A 16373-nucleotide genomic window follows, 5' to 3' on the forward strand; every position below is an offset into this window, starting at 1 on the left:
GATCGACTTCTCCCGCCGGGCGGTGCCCGTAGGATGCTGCGCGACACCGCGTTCCGGGCACCCGAGGAGGACCACACGATGCCCATCGCCACCCCCGAGGTCTACGCCGAGATGCTCGACCGCGCCAAGGCGAACGAGTTCGCCTACCCCGCGATCAACGTCACCTCGTCCGAGACGCTCAACGCGGCGCTGCGCGGCTTCGCGGAGGCCGAGAGCGACGGGATCATCCAGGTCTCGACCGGTGGTGCCGAGTTCGCCTCCGGCACCAAGGTCAAGGACATGGTCACCGGCGCGGTCGCGCTGGCGGAGTTCGCGCACGTGGTCGCCGAGAAGTACCCGGTGAACATCGCGCTGCACACCGACCACTGCCCCAAGGACAAGCTGGACGGCTACGTCCGCCCGCTCATCGCGATCAGCCAGGAGCGCGTCGACCGCGGCCTGAACCCGCTGTTCCAGTCCCACATGTGGGACGGCTCGGCGGTGCCGCTGGACGAGAACCTGAAGATCGCCACCGAGCTGCTCGAGGCCGCCGCCAAGGCGAAGATCATCCTGGAGATCGAGGTCGGCGTCGTCGGCGGCGAGGAGGACGGCGTCGCCAACGAGATCAACGACAAGCTCTACACCACCCCCGAGGACTACCTGAAGACGGTGGAGGCCCTCGGCACCGGTGAGAAGGGCCGCTACCTGGTCGCCGCGACCTTCGGCAACGTGCACGGCGTGTACAAGCCGGGCAACGTGAAGCTGCGCCCGGAGATCCTCAAGCAGGGCCAGGACGTGGTGGCCGAGAAGCTGGGCCTGGCGCCCGGCTCCAAGCCGTTCGACCTGGTCTTCCACGGCGGCTCGGGCTCGCTGCTGGAGGAGATCCACGAGGCGGTCTCGTACGGCGTGATCAAGATGAACATCGACACCGACACGCAGTACGCCTTCACCCGCCCGATCGTGGGCCACTTCTTCACCAACTACGACGGCGTGCTCAAGGTGGACGGCGAGGTCGGCAACAAGAAGGCCTACGACCCGCGCAGCTACCTGAAGGCGGCCGAGCAGGGCATGGCGGCTCGCATCGCCCAGGCCTGCGAGCACCTGAAGTCCTCCGGTCGGATGATCGCCGGCTGACTCGATCGCCTGAACGGCCCCCTCCACGTCCGGAGGGGGCCGTTCTCGTCCCGGTCGGTCTCCGCGCCGGTCGGGTCAGCCGGTCTTGCCGTACATCCGGCACACGGCCGCGTTCACCAGCGCTTCCTGCGCCGCGGCGGCCTCGGGCGTGCGCAGGCCGTAGGTGGTGGTGGCCAGCACGTTCACCGTGCGGCGGCCGGTGCGGTCGGTGTAGTTGTGGCTGCGGTAGCCGGGGAAGCCGCCGGAGTGGCCCCAGACCGTGCCGCACGGCGTGTTGACCTCCATCAGACCCAGGCCGTAGCCGTCGTCCGAGGTACCGCCCTGGGGTACCGCCGTCCGCATCTGCTCCAGCTGGGCCTGCGGGACCAGCCGCCCGGACATCAGCGCCGACAGGTACCGGTTCCAGTCGTGAGCGGTGGAGACCAGGCCGCCCGCCGACCACGCCGCACTCAGGTCGATCGCGGTCGTGTTCACCCGGTCGTGGCGTTCGGGGCCCGCGAAGCCGTCGCCGACGGGCGTGCCGGGCGGGAACAGCGGGGCGAGGTGCTCGGCGTCGGGCTCGTAGCCGTGGGCGTGCCGGCCCCGGAAGTCCGCGTTCGTCGGCAGGTAGGTGTCCTCCAGCCGCAACGGCCTGGTGATCCGCTGGGTGACCAGGTCCGAGTACGAACGGCCGGTGACCTTCTCCAGCACCATGCCCAGCAGGGTGTAGTTGGTGTTGCTGTAGCTCCACCGCTCACCGGGCGGGAACAGCGGCGGGTGCGACACGGCCACCGCCACCAGGTCCGCCGGCGGCCACGGGCGCGGGGCCTGGCCGGTGAGCATGCCGAAGGTGGCCGGGTCGTTGAGGAAGTCGAACAGGCCGCTGGTCTGGTTGAGCAGCATCTTCAGCGTGATCGCGGACCCGTCGGGCACCACGCCGGGCAGCCACTTCCGAACCGGGTCGTCCAGCCCGGCCCGGCCCTCGGCGACCAGCTGGAGCAGGATGGTCGCGGTCACGGTCTTGGTGTTGGAGGCCATCCGGAACTCGTCGTCGGCAGCGAGCCGGTGGTCCGCCCTGGTCCACCACTGCTGCCGCACGATCTCCACCGGCCGGCTGCGGCCGTCGTCCACCCGCACCACGACACCGGGCACGCCGGCGGCCATGAGCCGTTGGGCGGCTTCGGAGAGCGTGGACGGTGGCCCGGCCGCGGCGACGCCGACCGTGGCCGCGGCCAGGCCGACCGTGAGCGCGGCGGCCACCGCCGCCCGCAGGAAACGCTTGGTCATCAGGGAGCCCCCAGGATCGATCAGGTTTCGACGTGATCGATCCTGGGCGCTCACGCCCGCCGGTTCGATCCGGCGGACACCCGTCCTCAGGTGGGGGTGGGCCCCACCCGCAAGGACCGGCGGGCCGCAGGCTCCCAGCGCCGGGCGACCAGGTCCCCGGCCGTCCACAGCACGCTGAGCACCACGAACGTCGCCGCCGCCGACGGGTAGAAGATCGGCGGGGCCGCGTCGAACGCCTGCTGCGCCCAGATCCCGCCGTACCCGAGCCCGGTCACCGCCGCCGAGCCCAGCACCGCCGCGACCGGCGTCGGCACCCGGCCGAGGTGGGCCGCGTCCACGGCCAGGCCGATGAGCACCAGGAACAGCGGCACGGCCGACAGCGGGAAGTCCGCACCCGCCAGCAGCGGCCAGATCAGGCACCGGTACGCCACGTAACCGCCGGCCACCGCCGTCGCCGCCCACCGCCTGCCGATGGTCCGCCGCGCCGCGACCAGCACCAGGGCCGCCGCGATCAGGCCCCACACCGGGTAGACCCAGTCGGGGATGGGCAGCGAGAACTGCACGATCGACTCGCGGTCGACCGGGCGCCCGATCTGGTCCGCCGCGAACTGGAGCAGGATCGGCTCCGCGTACGGGTCACCCCGGTCCCAGGACGCGATCTCCAGCACGCCGTACTCCTGGTGCTGGTTGGGGAACCACATGTTCTCCAGGAAGAAGAACCACAGCGCGGCCAGCCCGGGAACCCGCCACCGGGACTCCGGGTACAGCCGGATCCACCCGCGCAGGGCACCCGCCAGCATGATCGCGGTGCCCAGGTAGAGCAGGGCGTGCGAGCCGCTCCACGACGTGATGTCCAGCCCGTTGATGCGGTGGTTGATCAGGTCGATGGGCAGTGCCACCAGGAAGACGCCGGTGCCCCACTGCATCAGCCGCAGCGCGGGCCGGTCCGCCCCGTACCCGGTGTAGGTGTGGAACAGCGTCAGCCCCACCACGATCACCGTGCCGATGGTGTTGATCAGGTGCGGTGGCGCCAGTTCGTCGCGCAGCCATTTGAAGTGCCAGGCGACGTCCCAGGACGACCCGAGCAGCTTGAGCAGCAGGCCGAGCAGCCACAGCCGGTACAGGCCGGAGACCAGCGCGGGCGGCGTGTCCCGCCCCGGCTCGCCCCGGTCCCAGTACTGGTCGCGGAATTGCGCGACACGATCGGTAACCCCCGTTTTCACCCGCCCATGATGCGTCCCGGGTGGACGGTCGGGAAGGGCGGACTGCCCTGGTTTTTCTCGGAATGTCCCCTAAGGGGCGGTGGTGACCAGCACATTCCTCGTAGCACTGGTGCCAACGGGTGACGCTGGTTGCTCTGTTCGGCCCAGCACGGCAGGGTGCGGGCCTGAGAGTTCGCTGAGAACACCGAGGAGTGCCGCCCATGGGCAAGAAGGTCGTCGCCGGGATCGTGGTGACCGCGCTGGTCCTGGCTCTGGTCGCTGCCGTGGCCCGGGTATTCCTATCCTGAGCACATGGAAAACCTGCTCGGCCCTGACCCGACGCTGCTGCCCGACCGGCCGGAGGCGCAGGCCGCCGCCGAGGCGGGCACCGATCCGGCGAAGATCGTCCGTGCCTACCCCGACTTCAGCGAGGCCTGGGCGCTGCTCGCCGAGCGCGCCCTGCAGACCGGCGACCCGGTCGCCGGCTACGCGTTCGCCCGCACCGGCTACCACCGCGGTCTCGACCAGCTCCGCCGGGCGGGCTGGAAGGGCTTCGGCCCGGTGCCGTGGTCGCACCGGGCCAACCAGGGCTTCCTGCGCGCGCTCGGCGCACTGGCCCGGGCCGCCGACGAGATCGGCGAGACCGAGGAGTACGAGCGCTGCCGGAAGTTCCTGGCCGACAGCGACCCGGCCGCCCCCGCCGCGCTCGGCTTGGGCTGAGCCGAGTGGGGGCCGTGCGCGACGAGCTCGCGCGCAGGCTGAAGAGGTGGCAGAGCACGGCCTTGCCGATCGTGCAGGCCGCGCTCGCCGCCGGCCTGTCCTGGTTCGTCGCGAACACGTTGGTGGGGCACCCGCACCCGTTCTTCGCGCCGATCGCGGCCGTGGTGTGCCTGGGCGTGTCGCTCGGGCAGCGGCTGCGCCGGGTGGTGGAGCTGGTGGTCGGCGTCTCCGTCGGGGTGGGGGTCGGCGACGTGCTGATCTCGCTGATCGGCTCCGGGCCGTGGCAGATCGCGCTGGTCGTGGCGCTGGCCATGTCCACGGCGGTGCTGCTGGACGGCGGCGCGGTGATCGCGTTGCAGTCGGCCTCGTCCGCGGTGCTGGTGGCCACCCTGCTGCCGCCCAGCGCGGGCGGCGGCCTGGACCGGATGGTGGACGCGCTGGTCGGCGGGCTGGTGGGGCTCGCGGTGACGGCGCTGCTGCCCGCGAACCCGCTGACCGTGGCGCACCGGCAGGCCAAGGCCGTGTTCGGCGAGCTGACGACCGCGCTGCGGGGCGTGGCCAAGGCGGTGGAGGAGGACGACACCGTGCGGGCGGCGGGGGTGCTCGCACGGCTGCGCGGCAGCCAGGACGCCGTGGACGAGTTCAAGACCGCTCTGCAGACCGGCGGTGAGATCGCGACCATCGCGCCGATCCGCTGGCGGCGGCGGAACGAACTCGGCCGCTACCAGGCCACCGCCGCACCGATCGACTACGCGCTGCGCAACGCGCGGGTGCTCGCCCGGCGGGCGTTGGCGGGGTTGCGGCACGGCGAGCGGATGCCCGAGATCCTGCCGGCGGTGCTGCGGCAGTACTCGGATGCCGTCGACCTGCTGCGCACCGAGCTGGCGCGCGGCGAGGAGCCGACACAGGCACGCGCGTCGGTCCGGGACGCGGTGAGGGTCGCCACCGCCCACCAACTGGGCGGTGAGGGGTTCTCCACCAAGGTGGTGCTGGCGCAGGTCCGTTCCATCGCGGTGGATCTGTTGCAGGCCACCGGTATGACCCGTGCCGAGGCGGCGGAGTCGTTGCCTCCGCTGACCCGCAAGACCGGCACCGACACCTAGCTTCTCTCACGCGGGCCGCCCTCCGGCGCTCTTGGGCTCCGGCGCTCTGGCTGCGCTCCAGCGCACACGTGTGCTTCGTGTTCTCCCCGTACGGCCTGGGCGAAGCCCGACCGCGCTTGGGTTGGTGGTGCAAGCACACTTCACCGCTTGCACCACCAACCCAAGGGTGGTTGCCTCCGGCAGGCCGTACGGGGAGGGCACGAAGCACTTCCCCACTCCTTGGGGGTCTGCCCGTCCGGCGAGGACTCTTTTAATCCTTCAGCGGGATCGGTCGGCGACTTGGATCTTGATCGCTTCTGGCCCGCAGATCAAAACCAAAAGCGACGCTCGCCGCTGGGCAGACCTCCGGGGGAGGAAAAACGAAGGGCGGTCGTGTTCTCCCCGCATGGCCTGTCAAAGACCACCACCCTTGTCCAGGGAGGTCAAGCGGAAAGCGTGCTTGACCTCCCTGGACAAGCGCGGTAGCCCTGCGGGCAGGCCATACGGGGAGAACACGAAGGCACAGGTGTGCGTCGAGGTGCCGCCTGACCTGTGTAGCGGCGCGTGGGTCGGATGGGGCGAAGGGGCGTGGAGTCAGCCGAGGGGTCGGTTCAGTACGCCGAGGAGTACCTGGTGCACGGCTGCGTGGTCGCGTGGGTCTCTGATTCGGCAAGAGGCTCCGGTGACCGCGTACCACTCGTCTGCGCCCTCGTAGCGCACCTTGGCCCGCAGCACGCCGTTCACCAGCGTGGTCCGCAGCTCCAAGTCGCCCGTGACGACGCCGACCTCGTCGGTCATCACGCCACCGGGCCCGGCCACGAGTGGGGACGAGTAGTCGGCCATCAGCACCTTCCGAGCATGGACTGCAACGCGGTCTTCTCGGTGGAGTTCACCTTGAGCCCCCACCGGTACTTGGTGTGTACCCACATCTTGGCGTAGGTGCACCAGTACGAGGTCAGCGGCGGCTTCCACTGGGCCGGGTCCTGGTCGCCCTTGGCCTGGTTCACGTTGTCCGTCACGGCGATCAGCTGCGGCCCGGCCAGGTCGTTGGCGAACGACTGCCGGCGCGAGGTCGCCCACGACGCCGCGCCGGACCGCCACGCCTCGGCGAGCGGCACGACGTGGTCGATGTCCACATCGGACGCGGCGCTCCAGGTGGCCCCGTCGTAGGGGCTGTACCAACGGCCGGAGGTGGCGGCGCAGGCGGAGTCGGTGACGACGTTCGTGCCGTCCCGCTTGAGCACCGTCTCACGGGTGTTGCAGGCCCCGGAGACGGTGGTCCAGTGCGGGAACTGCTCGCGCGAGTAACCCGTCATCGAGCCCTCGGCCGCGACGGTCAGCGACGCCAGCTCGGAGTTCGCGGTGGCGGCGCTGGGGATGCCGGGCGGCGTGGCCACGGCGGGCGTGGCCAAGCCGAGGGTGAGCGCACCAGCCAGGAGCAGGGGGATCGGGAATCGCGCGGCTTTGTTGACCATTGACATAATTCCGACCTTCCTAGTTGGAAGCTGTCGGAATTACCTTGGGCTAATTTTCCTACCTTCTCAATGCCTACGGGTGACCCTCGAATGGCTTATGGACAAACGATTTGTTACTGCAATCCGCGCACCAGTCGAAGATCCTCCGTGTGGCGGTACCAGGTCCACTTCCCCATCGGACGCGGGTGCGCCACGCCGTCCAACGTCACCTGGACCGGCAGGCAGCCGAGTTGGAACGCGCGCCCCTCGGTCGTGGTCACCTTCCGGGTGAACAGCCTTTTGTGGATCACGCTCACCAACAGGCCGAGCCCGTTGTCCGGATCGGGCGTCACCTCCAGCCGGCTCGCCTGCCCGCGCAGCACCACCGTGTCGTCCGCGTAGCCCACGCCGCGCACCGGGCCGAGCGAGCCGAGGCCGAGCAGCACGCCGCCCACGTCGTCCCGGACGAGTGACACGCGGTCGGGATCGCCGGAGAGGGCGAGGTCCAGTGCGCGGCCGGGATCGGTGGGCAGGCCCCAGACCCGGGCCACGTCCGAGCCCGGGTCCACCGGCACGTACCCGACCGCGACGTCGGCCAGGCGCTCCGTCCGCAGCAGCCGCAGCACCACGGCGTTCAGGTCGGCGTCGGTGCCGTGCACGATGAGACGTCCATCACCCAAATCCGGGAAAACCGGGTCCACCTCGGCTTTTCCGGGCCTGGAGGGCACCTGGCGCACCTCGAACCGGTCACCGTCAGTGATCACCGGCGACTGCGGGTTTCCGCAGGCCAACACGATTCCGCGCACTTTCATCTCCTGGTCTACCCTCAACCACCGGCAAGTGACGGCTGCGCCGTCGTAGGCTCCGCTCTTACCCGTCGAACCGCTTGGAGTTTCACATGCCGGCCGTAGTGCTGATCGGCGCCCAGTGGGGCGACGAGGGCAAGGGCAAGGCCACCGACCTGCTCGGTGAGCGCGTCCAGTGGGTGGTCCGCTACCAGGGTGGCAACAACGCCGGGCACACCGTGGTGCTGCCCGACGGGCAGAAGTTCGCCCTGCACCTGATCCCCTCGGGCATCCTCACCCCCGGCGTCACCAGCGTGATCGGCAACGGCGTGGTGGTCGACCCCGGCGTGCTGCTGGAGGAGCTGGCCGGCCTGGAGCAGCAGGGCGTGGACACCTCCAGCCTGCTGATCTCCGCCGACGCGCACCTGATCATGCCCTACCACGTGGCGATCGATAAGGTCACCGAGCGGTACCTCGGCAAGGCCAAGATCGGCACCACCGGCCGCGGCATCGGGCCGTGCTACCAGGACAAGATCGCCCGGGTCGGCGTGCGCGCGCAGGACCTGCTGGACGAGAAGATCCTGCGGCAGAAGGTGGAAGCCGCGCTGGACCTGAAGAACCAGATGCTGGTCAAGGTCTACAACCGCAAGGCGCTCGACCCCGAGCAGGTGGTGGACAGCGTGCTGGAGCACGGCGCCAAGTTCGCCTCCCGCATCGCCGACACCCGGCTGCTGCTCAACCAGGCGCTGGAGCGCGGCGAGACCGTGCTGCTGGAGGGCTCGCAGGGCACCCTGCTCGACGTCGACCACGGCACCTACCCGTTCGTCACGTCGTCCAACCCGACGTCCGGCGGCGCGAGCGCGGGCTCGGGCATCGGGCCGTCCCGGATCACCACCGTGATCGGCATCCTCAAGGCGTACACCACCCGCGTCGGCTCCGGCCCGTTCCCGACCGAGCTCAACGACGACATGGGCGAGCACCTGCGCAAGACCGGCGGCGAATTCGGCGTCACCACGGGGCGTTCGCGGCGCACCGGTTGGTTCGACGCGGTGATCGCGCGGTACGCGTCGCGGGTCAACGGCATCACCGACTACTTCCTGACCAAGCTGGACGTGTTGTCGGGCCTGGAGAAGGTGCCGGTCTGCGTCGGCTACACGATCGACGGCCAACGCGTCGACGAGATGCCGATGACGCAGACCGACGTGCACCACGCCGTTCCGGTGCTGGAGGAGCTGCCCGGCTGGTTCGAGGACATCAGCCACTGCCGGACGTTCGAGGAGCTGCCCGCGAACGCCCGCGCGTACGTGGAACACCTGGAGTCCATCTCGGGCGCGCGCATCTCGGCCATCGGCGTCGGCCCGGGGCGCGACCAGACGATCGTGCGGCACGACATGCTGGCCTGATCCCGCACCGCGGAGCCGGCACCGATCAGCCGGCGGCCTTTCGCGCGAAGTGCCTCCGGTGCCGATGATGTCGGTACCGGAGGCACTTTCATCATCCGGGACGGCACCGTCCACCCGTTGACTTCTCCCGGCCCGCCCCGAAAACTCGGGCTCATGAGTGGGCGCGAAATCCTGGTCGCCCGCCTGCACGTCGACCTCCGGCGGCAGGCGAGCGCGATCTGTCGCACGCGCTGACAACCACTCGTCCCCTGCCCGATTTTCGTTGTCCCACGGAGAAATCGTGTCGATTTCCACCGCGGGTGTCGTCGCGCGCCCGGAAACAGTCGCCACCTCGCGCGCACCCGCCGAGAAGCAGTCCGGAAAACAACGCAGGAACCGATCCGGCAGACCACGCGGACGGCCCGACGTCGCCCGGTGGCTGAGCCCGGTCGGCCTGGTCCTGCTGTGGCAGGCGGCGAGCAGCGCCGGCGTGCTGCCGCCCGACAAGCTCGCCTCGCCGCTGACCGTGTTCGTGTCCGGCTACGAACTCGTGCTGGACGGCTCGCTGGTCGACGCGTTCCTGGTGTCGTCGAGCCGGGTCGCGGTCGGGTTCGTGCTCGGCACGCTGGTCGGCGGCGCGCTCGGGCTGGCGTCCGGCCTGTCCCGCTGGGGCGAACGGCTGCTGGACCCGCCCGTGCAGATGCTGCGCACGTTGCCGCACCTGGGGCTGATCCCGCTGTTCATCCTGTGGTTCGGCATCGGCGAGGAGCCCAAGCTGGCGCTGGTCGCGGCCGGCGTGGCGTTCCCGCTGTACCTGAACCTGCACGCGGGCATCCGGCAGGCCGACCCGGCGCTGCTGGAAGCCGCGCGGGTGCTGGGGTTCTCGCGGTTCGAGCGGATCGCGCACGTGGTGCTGCCCTCCGCGGTGCCACAGACCCTGGTGGGACTGCGGATCGCGCTCGGCACGGCGTGGTTGTCGCTGATCGTCGGCGAGCAGATCAACGCGGACGCGGGCATCGGGTTCCTGATCAACAACGCCCGTGAGTTCCTGCGCACGGACGTCGTCGTGGTGGGGCTGGCGGTCTACGCGCTGCTCGGGCTGACCACCGACGCCCTGGTGCGCGGGCTGGAGAGGAGGGTGCTGCGGTGGCGGGCGCGGTGAGCATTCGCGGTCTGGCCAAGGAGTTCGGCACCCGGCGGGTGCTGGACGGGCTGGACCTGGAGATCGCGCCCGGCGAGTTCGTGGCGCTGCTCGGGCGCAGCGGGTGCGGCAAGTCGACGCTGCTCCGCATCCTGGCCGGGCTGGACGCGGAGGTCGAGGGCGCGTTCTCGGTGCCGGACAAGGTTTCCATGGCGTTCCAGCAACCCCGGCTGCTGCCGTGGCGGCGGGTGTGGCGCAACATCTCGTTGGGGCTGCACGGGGTCGACGGCCGCGCGGTGGCGGAGAAGGCGCTGGCCGAGGTGCGGTTGGAGTCGCACGCCGACGCCTGGCCGTTGACGCTGTCCGGTGGTGAGGCGCAGCGGGTGTCCCTGGCGCGGGCGCTGGTGCGCGAGCCGGAGCTGTTGCTGCTGGACGAGCCGTTCGGCGCGCTGGACGCGTTGACGCGGTCGGCGATGCACCGGCTGGTGGAACAGCTGTGGCGGGAACACCGGCCTTCGGTGCTGTTCGTGACGCACGACGTGGACGAGGCGCTGCTGCTGGCCGATCGGGTGGTCGTGCTGGAGGCGGGCCGGATCGTCGCCGAGCACCGGGTCGACCTGCCGCGCCCCCGCCGGCGGGCGTCCTTCGTGGACCTGCGGGTGGAAGTGCTCGCCGACCTGGGAGTGGACGATGTCGAAGCTGCTTAGCGCGTTGGTCGTGGCGGTGCTGGTGTCGGCCGGTTGCGGCTCGGCGTCGTCGTCCGGGGAGGTCGTGCTGAAGGTGGGCGACCAGAAGGGCAACGTCAAGACGCTGCTGACCGCGGCCGGACTGCTGGAGGACTTCCCGCACCGGATCGAGTGGTCCACGTTCACCTCCGGGCCGCCGCTGCTGGAGGCGGCGTCGGCGGGGGCGATCGACATCGGCGCGGTGGGCAACACGCCGCCGATCTTCGCCGCCGCCGCCAACGCCAGGATCGCGGTCGTCTACTCCGCCAAGGGCAACGTCGAGAGCGACGTGATCCTGGTGCCGGACGGCTCGCCGCTGAGCTCGGTCGCGGAGTTGCGGGGGAAGAGCATCGCGGTGGCGAAGGGAAGTTCGGCGCACGGCCAGGTCCTGACCACGTTGAGCGCGGCGGGGTTGAGCACCAAGGACGTGACGCTGAACTTCCTCCAGCCGTCGGACGCCTACGCGGCGCTCCGGCAGAAGCGGGTCGACGCGTGGGCGGTGTGGGATCCCTACACGTCGCAGGCGTTGCTGGAATCCGGTGCCCGGGTGCTCGCGGACGGTCGTGGGACCGCCAACGGCTACACGTTCCAGGTGGCGGGCAAGGCGGCGCTGGACGATCCGGGGAAGACCGGGGCCATCAGGGAGTTGCTGATCCGGGTGGCCAAGGCGCAGCGGTGGGCGGACTCGCACCGCGAGGAGTGGGCGACGGCGTGGGCCGCCGAGACCGGGCTGAAGCCCGAGGTGGCGCGGGCGGCCGTGGAGCGGGGTGCGGACCTGCCGGTGAAGCTGGACGACGCGGTGATCGCGTCCGAGCAGCAGCTGGCGGACGCGTTCAGCGCGGACGGCACGTTGCCCGGCGAGGTGGACTTCGAGAAGTTCGTGGACACGCGCTTCCAGGGAGAACTGTCATGAGCGTGGTGCTGCACTGGTTCCTGCCCACCTCGGGCGACGGGCGGACGGTCGTGGAGCGCTTCCACGCCAACAGGTCGCTGGGCGGGCCGGCCCAGCGCGGCCCGGACATCGACTACCTGGCGCAGGTCGCGGTCGCCGCCGAGCGCAACGGGTTCGAGGGCGTGCTGACGCCGACCGGCACCTGGTGCGAGGACGCCTGGCTGACCACGGCGGCGCTGATCGCCCGCACCGAGCGGTTGAAGTTCCTGGTGGCGTTCCGGCCCGGCGTGATCTCGCCGACGCTGGCGGCCCAGATGGCGGCCACCTACCAGCGGATCTCGGGTGGCCGGCTGCTGCTGAACGTGGTCACGGGTGGCGACTCGATCGAGCAGCAGCGGTTCGGGGACTGGCTGGACCACGACCAGCGCTACGAGCGGACCGACGAGTTCCTGCACGTCGTGCGGGCGGTGTGGTCCGGGCGGCCGGTGGACTTCTCCGGGACGCACTACCAGGTGGCCGGGGCGACGGCGCTGGCCGCGCCTTCGCCGGTGCCGCCGGTCTACTTCGGCGGGTCGTCGGACGCCGCGTTGCCGGTGGCGGCCCGTCGGGCGGACGTGTACCTGACGTGGGGCGAGCCGCCGGCGTCGGTGGCGGAGAAGATCGCGCGGGTGCGGGCGCTGGCCGGGGATCGGCCCATCCGGTTCGGCATCCGGTTGCACACCATCAGCCGGGACACCTCGGCCGAGGCCTGGCGCGAGGCGGAGAAGCTGCTGGAGGCGCTGGACCCGGTGCAGGTGGAGCGGGCGCAGGCGCAGTTGCGGGCCAGCCAGTCCGTGGGGCAGCAGCGGATGGTGGCGCTGCACGGCGGGGACCTGTCCAAGGGTGTGCGCGGGTTGGAGATCCACCCCGGGCTGTGGGCGGGGATCGGGCTCGTGCGCGGTGGGGCGGGGACCGCTCTGGTGGGCAGCCACGCGGAAGTCGCGGATCTGATCGAGGAGTACCACTCGTTGGGGATCGACGAGTTCGTGTTGTCCGGGTATCCCCACTTGGAGGAGGCGTACTGGTTCGGGGAGGGTGTGCGGCCGGAACTGGTTCGGCGTGGGTGTGTCGGGTCGTCGGGGCTTCCTGGTGAGGGCGAGGTCGCGTTGGAGCCGGTGGTGGTTCGAGCGTGAATCCCCGGTGATCAGTGATCTCCCGGTGGTCGATGATCGGTGATCGGGGGTGGGATCTCCCGGCGATCGCCGATCGCCGGGAGATCAGGGTTGGTGTGCCGAGGCGGCTGGGTCGAGTGGTCGCGACTTCCGCCGTGACGGCGTGGGGTCAGCGGGTCGGGCGGGCTTCCACGGCGGTGTCGGGGTTGTCGGCGAAGACGCCGTCCAGGCCGGTCGCGTAGAACTTCGCGTACTCGTCGAAGGCCCGGCCGTACGCGGCCGGGTCGGTCGACGTGCGGAAGTCCGCGGGCAGGAACGTGTTCTCGTTGCGGAACGTCCAGGCGTGCACGATCAGGCCGCGCACGTGGGCGTCCCTGACCAGCGTGGTCGGGGCTTGGAGGAAGCCCTGGGCGTTGCGCGGGATGACGCGGTCCTTGGCCGCGCCGATGCCGGCGGCGTAGGTGCGGATCTCCCGCAGGCCGTCCGGCGTGACCAGGTCGCTGTAGGTGCGCTTGTCGCCGGCCTTGACGAAGTCGTAGGGCGCGCCGGAGGAGTTGACCAGTTGGACGAGGGGCACGCGCAGGTGCTTCTTGAGGGCCTTCAGGTTGGCCACCTCGAAGGACTGCACGAAGACCTTCGCGCCGTGCCGGTTGAGGCCGTTGCGGTTGAGCACGTCCACCAGCTTGGGCTCCAGGGCGAGCTTGACGTCCTGGAAGTAGGTGGGGTGCTTGGTCTCCGGGTAGATGCCGATCTCGCGGTCGAGCTCGCGGGACAGCCGGCGGGAGAGGTCGACGACCTCCTGGAGGGTGGGGATCTCGTAGCGGCCGTCGTAGAGGGTGTTGCGCGGCCGGGTGTCCGGGATGCGCTCCTTGGCGCGCAACGTCTTCAGCTCGGCGAGCGTGAAGTCCTCGGTGAACCAGCCGGTGATGGGCGCGCCGTCGATGACCTTGGTCGTCTTGCGCGCCGCGAACTCCGGCTTGGTGGAGACGTCGGTGGTGCCGCCGATCTCGTTCTCGTGCCGGGCGACCAGCTGGCCGTCCTTCGTGGACACGAGGTCGGGCTCGACGTAGTCCGCGCCCATCCGCGCCGCCAGTTCGTACGCGGCGAGCGTGTGCTCGGGTCGGTAGCCCGACGCGCCCCGGTGGCCGATGACGATCGGACCCTTCGGCCGGTGCGCCGCCGCGGTGCTGTCGTCGCGCGCCGCCGCCGAGGGCATGGTCACCGCCCCGGCCACCGCGAGCGCTGCGAGCGCCGCCCAGACGATCCTCGTCCGCACCATCGCCGACCTCCCTGTTCCGCGAACCAGACGCGCGGCAGCCTCGTTGCGTGCCGCGAAGCCTTCGTCACCGTAGGGTGAAGTGCGGAACACGTCCTGGTGAACGCGTGGGTGACTGTCACTCCCTGGATATGGCCGCTTCCTCCAAGTCCAACTCGCGCAGCACGCGGAACAGGACCTCGTCGTCGATCTGCCCGTTGTCGCGGGCCTCGACGAAGACCTGGCGCTCGGCTTCCAGCATGGTGCGGCGCAGCCGGCGGTAGGACGCGGCGGGGCTCTCGTCCTCCTGGCGGCCGAGCCGTTCCCAGGCCGCGTTGCCCCGGTGCTCGGCCATGATGCGCAGGCGGTCCACGACGTGTCCCGGGGTGTGGTCGTCGTTCTCGGTCATCTCGTCCAGGCGGTTCACGGCCGCTTGGGCGGCTGCGTGCTGCACCTGGGCCTCGGCCAGCGCGTCCGCCCGTTCCTCGTCGCCCTTGACGCCCAGTCTGCGGATCACCCAGGGCAGTGACAGGCCTTGCAGGAGGAGGGTGCCGACCGTGACGACGAAGGCGCAGAACACGATCACGTCGCGGCCCGGCAGCTCCAGCGGCAGCGCACTGGCGGCGGCCAGCGACACCACGCCGCGCATACCGGCCCAGGACAGGACCGTGATGCCCCGCCAGCCGGGGGCCGGCTCCTTCTGGCGGATGCGCTTGGAGAGGAAGCGGGGGATGTAGGCGGCCGGGTACATCCACAGGAACCGGACCGCGATCGTCGCCGCCAGCACGGCGGCGGCTGCCCGGACGAGGTCTGCGGTGATGTCCACGTCGAGGACGATGTTCTTGAGCTGCAGACCGATGAGGGCGAAGACGAAGGCTTCGAGCAGGACGTCCACGGATCGCCAGACGGCCGTGTCCTGCAGGCGGGTGTAGTAGGAGCTGCGCGGTGCGTGGTGGCCGATGTAGAGGCCGGCCACGACGACCGCGAGGACGCCGGAGGAGCCGAGTTCCTCGGCGAACAGGTAGGCACCGAACGGCACCAGCATGCCGAGCGAGCTCTCCATCACGCCGTCGTCCAGGCGGTCCCGGAGCCAACGGACGGCGAAGCCGATCGCCAGCCCGACGAGCACGCCGCCACCCGCGCCGATGATGAACGTGCGGGTGCCGTCCACCCAGGTCGCGGTGGCGCCGAGGGTGGCCGCGATGGCGACCTTGTAGACGGTGAGGGCGGTGGCGTCGTTGATCAGGCTCTCGCCGGTGAGCAGGGTCATGGTGCGGCGCGGCAGGTTGAGACGTCTGCCGATGGCCACCGCCGCGACGGCGTCCGGCGGGGCCACCACCGCGCCGAGGACCAGGGCGGCGGGGATGGAGAGCTGCGGGAGGACGAGGTGGGCGACCCAGCCGACGCCGACCGTGGTGGCGATCACCAGGCCGACCGCCAGTAGCCCGATCGGGCGAAGATTGGCGCGGATGTTGTGGTACGAGCTGTCCAACGCGGCCGAGTAGAGCAGCGGCGGCAGGACCAGTACCAGGATCAGCTCCGGTTCGAGCGCGAACTCCGGCAGCCCGGGGATGAAGGACACCGCCAGGCCGGTTGCCACCAGGACGAGCGGGGCCGGTGCGAACAGCCGTTTGGCGACGGCGGTGACGAGCAGCGCGCCGACGAGGAGGAGCAGCAGTTCCGGTCCGTGCATGGCGCAATCTTGCGTGATGATGGCGGGTATGACCTGTCCTCACGTCGCCGACCTGCCCGCGTCGGTCTCCCCGGACACCATCGAGGGGTGCGCCGACTGCCTGGCCGCGGGTGAGCACAACTGGGCCCACCTCCGGATGTGCCTGTCCTGCGGGCACGTGGCCTGCTGCGATTCGAGTCCGCGTCGGCATGCGACCGCGCATTTTCACGGGTCGGGGCATCCGGTGATGCGGTCGTTCGAGCCCGGGGAGGAGTGGCGGTGGTGTTTCGAGGACGGGCGGGTGGTGTGAGTGCGGGGTGGGTGAGGGGCGGGGATGAAGGACAGAAAGCGTCCTCGCCGGACGAGGCCTCGTCTGAAGGGCGTAAGGGCGTCCTCGCCGGACGGGCAGGCCATACGGGGATGACACGCAGGGGTGGGGGTGTGCGCGGCTCGGGCTCGGGGCGATCTGGGTCTTTACAGTCCCTTTAGACGGTTGGGCTATGGGTGTGACTGGGGGCACAAGTAGCTTCGGT

Annotated in this window: 17 protein-coding genes; 10 read left to right on the plus strand and 7 right to left on the minus strand. The window is 70.6% G+C overall.

Annotated elements, in window-relative coordinates:
* The first annotated feature begins 78 nt into the window (after positions 1-78).
* Complete coding sequence (gene fbaA, locus FHS29_RS05305) at positions 79-1113, plus strand: class II fructose-bisphosphate aldolase (RefSeq protein WP_184689971.1); 1035 nt, start codon at positions 79-81, stop codon at positions 1111-1113.
* Between the two features lie 75 nt (positions 1114-1188).
* Here the strand turns inward: fbaA and FHS29_RS05310 are convergent, their stop codons facing one another.
* Both FHS29_RS05310 and FHS29_RS05315 read right to left on the minus strand, forming a co-directional pair.
* Entirely contained in the window at positions 1189-2379 is a 1191-nt protein-coding gene (locus FHS29_RS05310) for a serine hydrolase domain-containing protein (RefSeq protein WP_184688846.1), read from the minus strand.
* Positions 2380-2465: 86 nt separating this feature from the next.
* Entirely contained in the window at positions 2466-3602 is a 1137-nt protein-coding gene (locus FHS29_RS05315; RefSeq protein ID WP_184688848.1) for a hypothetical protein, read from the minus strand.
* Between the two features lie 291 nt (positions 3603-3893).
* Between FHS29_RS05315 and FHS29_RS05320 the strand changes: the two genes are divergently transcribed.
* Positions 3894-4301, plus strand: a complete 408-nt coding sequence (locus FHS29_RS05320) for a DUF3151 domain-containing protein (protein WP_184688849.1) — start codon at positions 3894-3896, stop codon at positions 4299-4301.
* A gap of 14 nt (positions 4302-4315) precedes the next feature.
* Positions 4316-5404 carry an FUSC family protein gene (locus FHS29_RS05325; protein ID WP_312864766.1) on the plus strand — a complete coding sequence of 363 codons (1089 nt, stop codon included), beginning with the start codon at positions 4316-4318 and terminating at the stop codon, positions 5402-5404.
* Between the two features lie 573 nt (positions 5405-5977).
* Here FHS29_RS05325 and FHS29_RS05330 read toward each other — a convergent pair.
* The 3 genes from FHS29_RS05330 to FHS29_RS05340 all read right to left on the minus strand — a co-directional run bounded on the left by FHS29_RS05330 (position 5978) and on the right by FHS29_RS05340 (position 7649).
* Positions 5978-6226, minus strand: coding sequence for a hypothetical protein (locus FHS29_RS05330; RefSeq protein ID WP_184688853.1), 249 nt, complete (start codon positions 6224-6226; stop codon positions 5978-5980).
* Complete coding sequence (locus FHS29_RS05335) at positions 6226-6864, minus strand: HNH endonuclease family protein (protein ID WP_184688855.1); 639 nt, start codon at positions 6862-6864, stop codon at positions 6226-6228. The genes FHS29_RS05330 and FHS29_RS05335 overlap by 1 nt, the downstream gene beginning before the upstream one ends.
* Positions 6865-6971: 107 nt before the next feature.
* Positions 6972-7649 (minus strand): diacylglycerol kinase catalytic domain-containing protein, encoded by a 678-nt coding sequence (locus FHS29_RS05340; RefSeq protein ID WP_184688857.1) that lies wholly within the window; start codon positions 7647-7649, stop codon positions 6972-6974.
* An 86-nt stretch (positions 7650-7735) separates the two neighbouring features.
* On the opposite strand from FHS29_RS05340, the gene FHS29_RS05345 reads away from it, so the two are divergent.
* The 6 genes from FHS29_RS05345 to FHS29_RS05365 all read left to right on the plus strand — a co-directional run bounded on the left by FHS29_RS05345 (position 7736) and on the right by FHS29_RS05365 (position 12934).
* Positions 7736-9025, plus strand: a complete 1290-nt coding sequence (locus FHS29_RS05345) for an adenylosuccinate synthase (protein WP_184688859.1) — start codon at positions 7736-7738, stop codon at positions 9023-9025.
* Positions 9026-9178: 153 nt separating this feature from the next.
* On the plus strand, positions 9179-9259 hold the full coding sequence (locus FHS29_RS38440) for a putative leader peptide (protein ID WP_376774397.1): 81 nt from the start codon (positions 9179-9181) through the stop codon (positions 9257-9259).
* A 46-nt stretch (positions 9260-9305) separates the two neighbouring features.
* Positions 9306-10166: an ABC transporter permease gene (locus tag FHS29_RS05350; RefSeq protein WP_184688861.1), complete on the plus strand. Its 861-nt coding sequence runs from the start codon at positions 9306-9308 to the stop codon at positions 10164-10166.
* Complete coding sequence (locus FHS29_RS05355; RefSeq protein WP_184688863.1) at positions 10151-10852, plus strand: ABC transporter ATP-binding protein; 702 nt, start codon at positions 10151-10153, stop codon at positions 10850-10852. The genes FHS29_RS05350 and FHS29_RS05355 overlap by 16 nt, the downstream gene beginning before the upstream one ends.
* Positions 10836-11783, plus strand: a complete 948-nt coding sequence (locus FHS29_RS05360; protein WP_184688865.1) for an ABC transporter substrate-binding protein — start codon at positions 10836-10838, stop codon at positions 11781-11783. Before FHS29_RS05355 ends, FHS29_RS05360 begins: the two co-directional genes overlap by 17 nt.
* The gene (locus FHS29_RS05365; protein WP_246439991.1) at positions 11780-12934 is read left to right on the plus strand and encodes an LLM class flavin-dependent oxidoreductase; all 1155 of its coding nucleotides are present in this window, start codon (positions 11780-11782) and stop codon (positions 12932-12934) included. The genes FHS29_RS05360 and FHS29_RS05365 overlap by 4 nt, the downstream gene beginning before the upstream one ends.
* 148 nt (positions 12935-13082) lie before the next feature.
* Here the strand turns inward: FHS29_RS05365 and FHS29_RS05370 are convergent, their stop codons facing one another.
* Positions 13083-14192 carry a glycerophosphodiester phosphodiesterase gene (locus tag FHS29_RS05370; protein ID WP_184688867.1) on the minus strand — a complete coding sequence of 370 codons (1110 nt, stop codon included), beginning with the start codon at positions 14190-14192 and terminating at the stop codon, positions 13083-13085.
* A 115-nt stretch (positions 14193-14307) separates the two neighbouring features.
* Positions 14308-15861, minus strand: a complete 1554-nt coding sequence (locus FHS29_RS05375) for a Na+/H+ antiporter (protein ID WP_184688869.1) — start codon at positions 15859-15861, stop codon at positions 14308-14310.
* 28 nt (positions 15862-15889) lie between these two features.
* Here FHS29_RS05375 and FHS29_RS05380 point away from each other — a divergent pair, with 28 nt between their 5' ends.
* Entirely contained in the window at positions 15890-16150 is a 261-nt protein-coding gene (locus tag FHS29_RS05380; RefSeq protein ID WP_184688871.1) for a UBP-type zinc finger domain-containing protein, read from the plus strand.
* Positions 16151-16373 lie beyond the last annotated feature (223 nt).

Origin of the sequence: Saccharothrix tamanrassetensis (assembly GCF_014203665.1) — a bacterium.
Lineage (GTDB): Bacteria > Actinomycetota > Actinomycetes > Mycobacteriales > Pseudonocardiaceae > Actinosynnema > Actinosynnema tamanrassetense.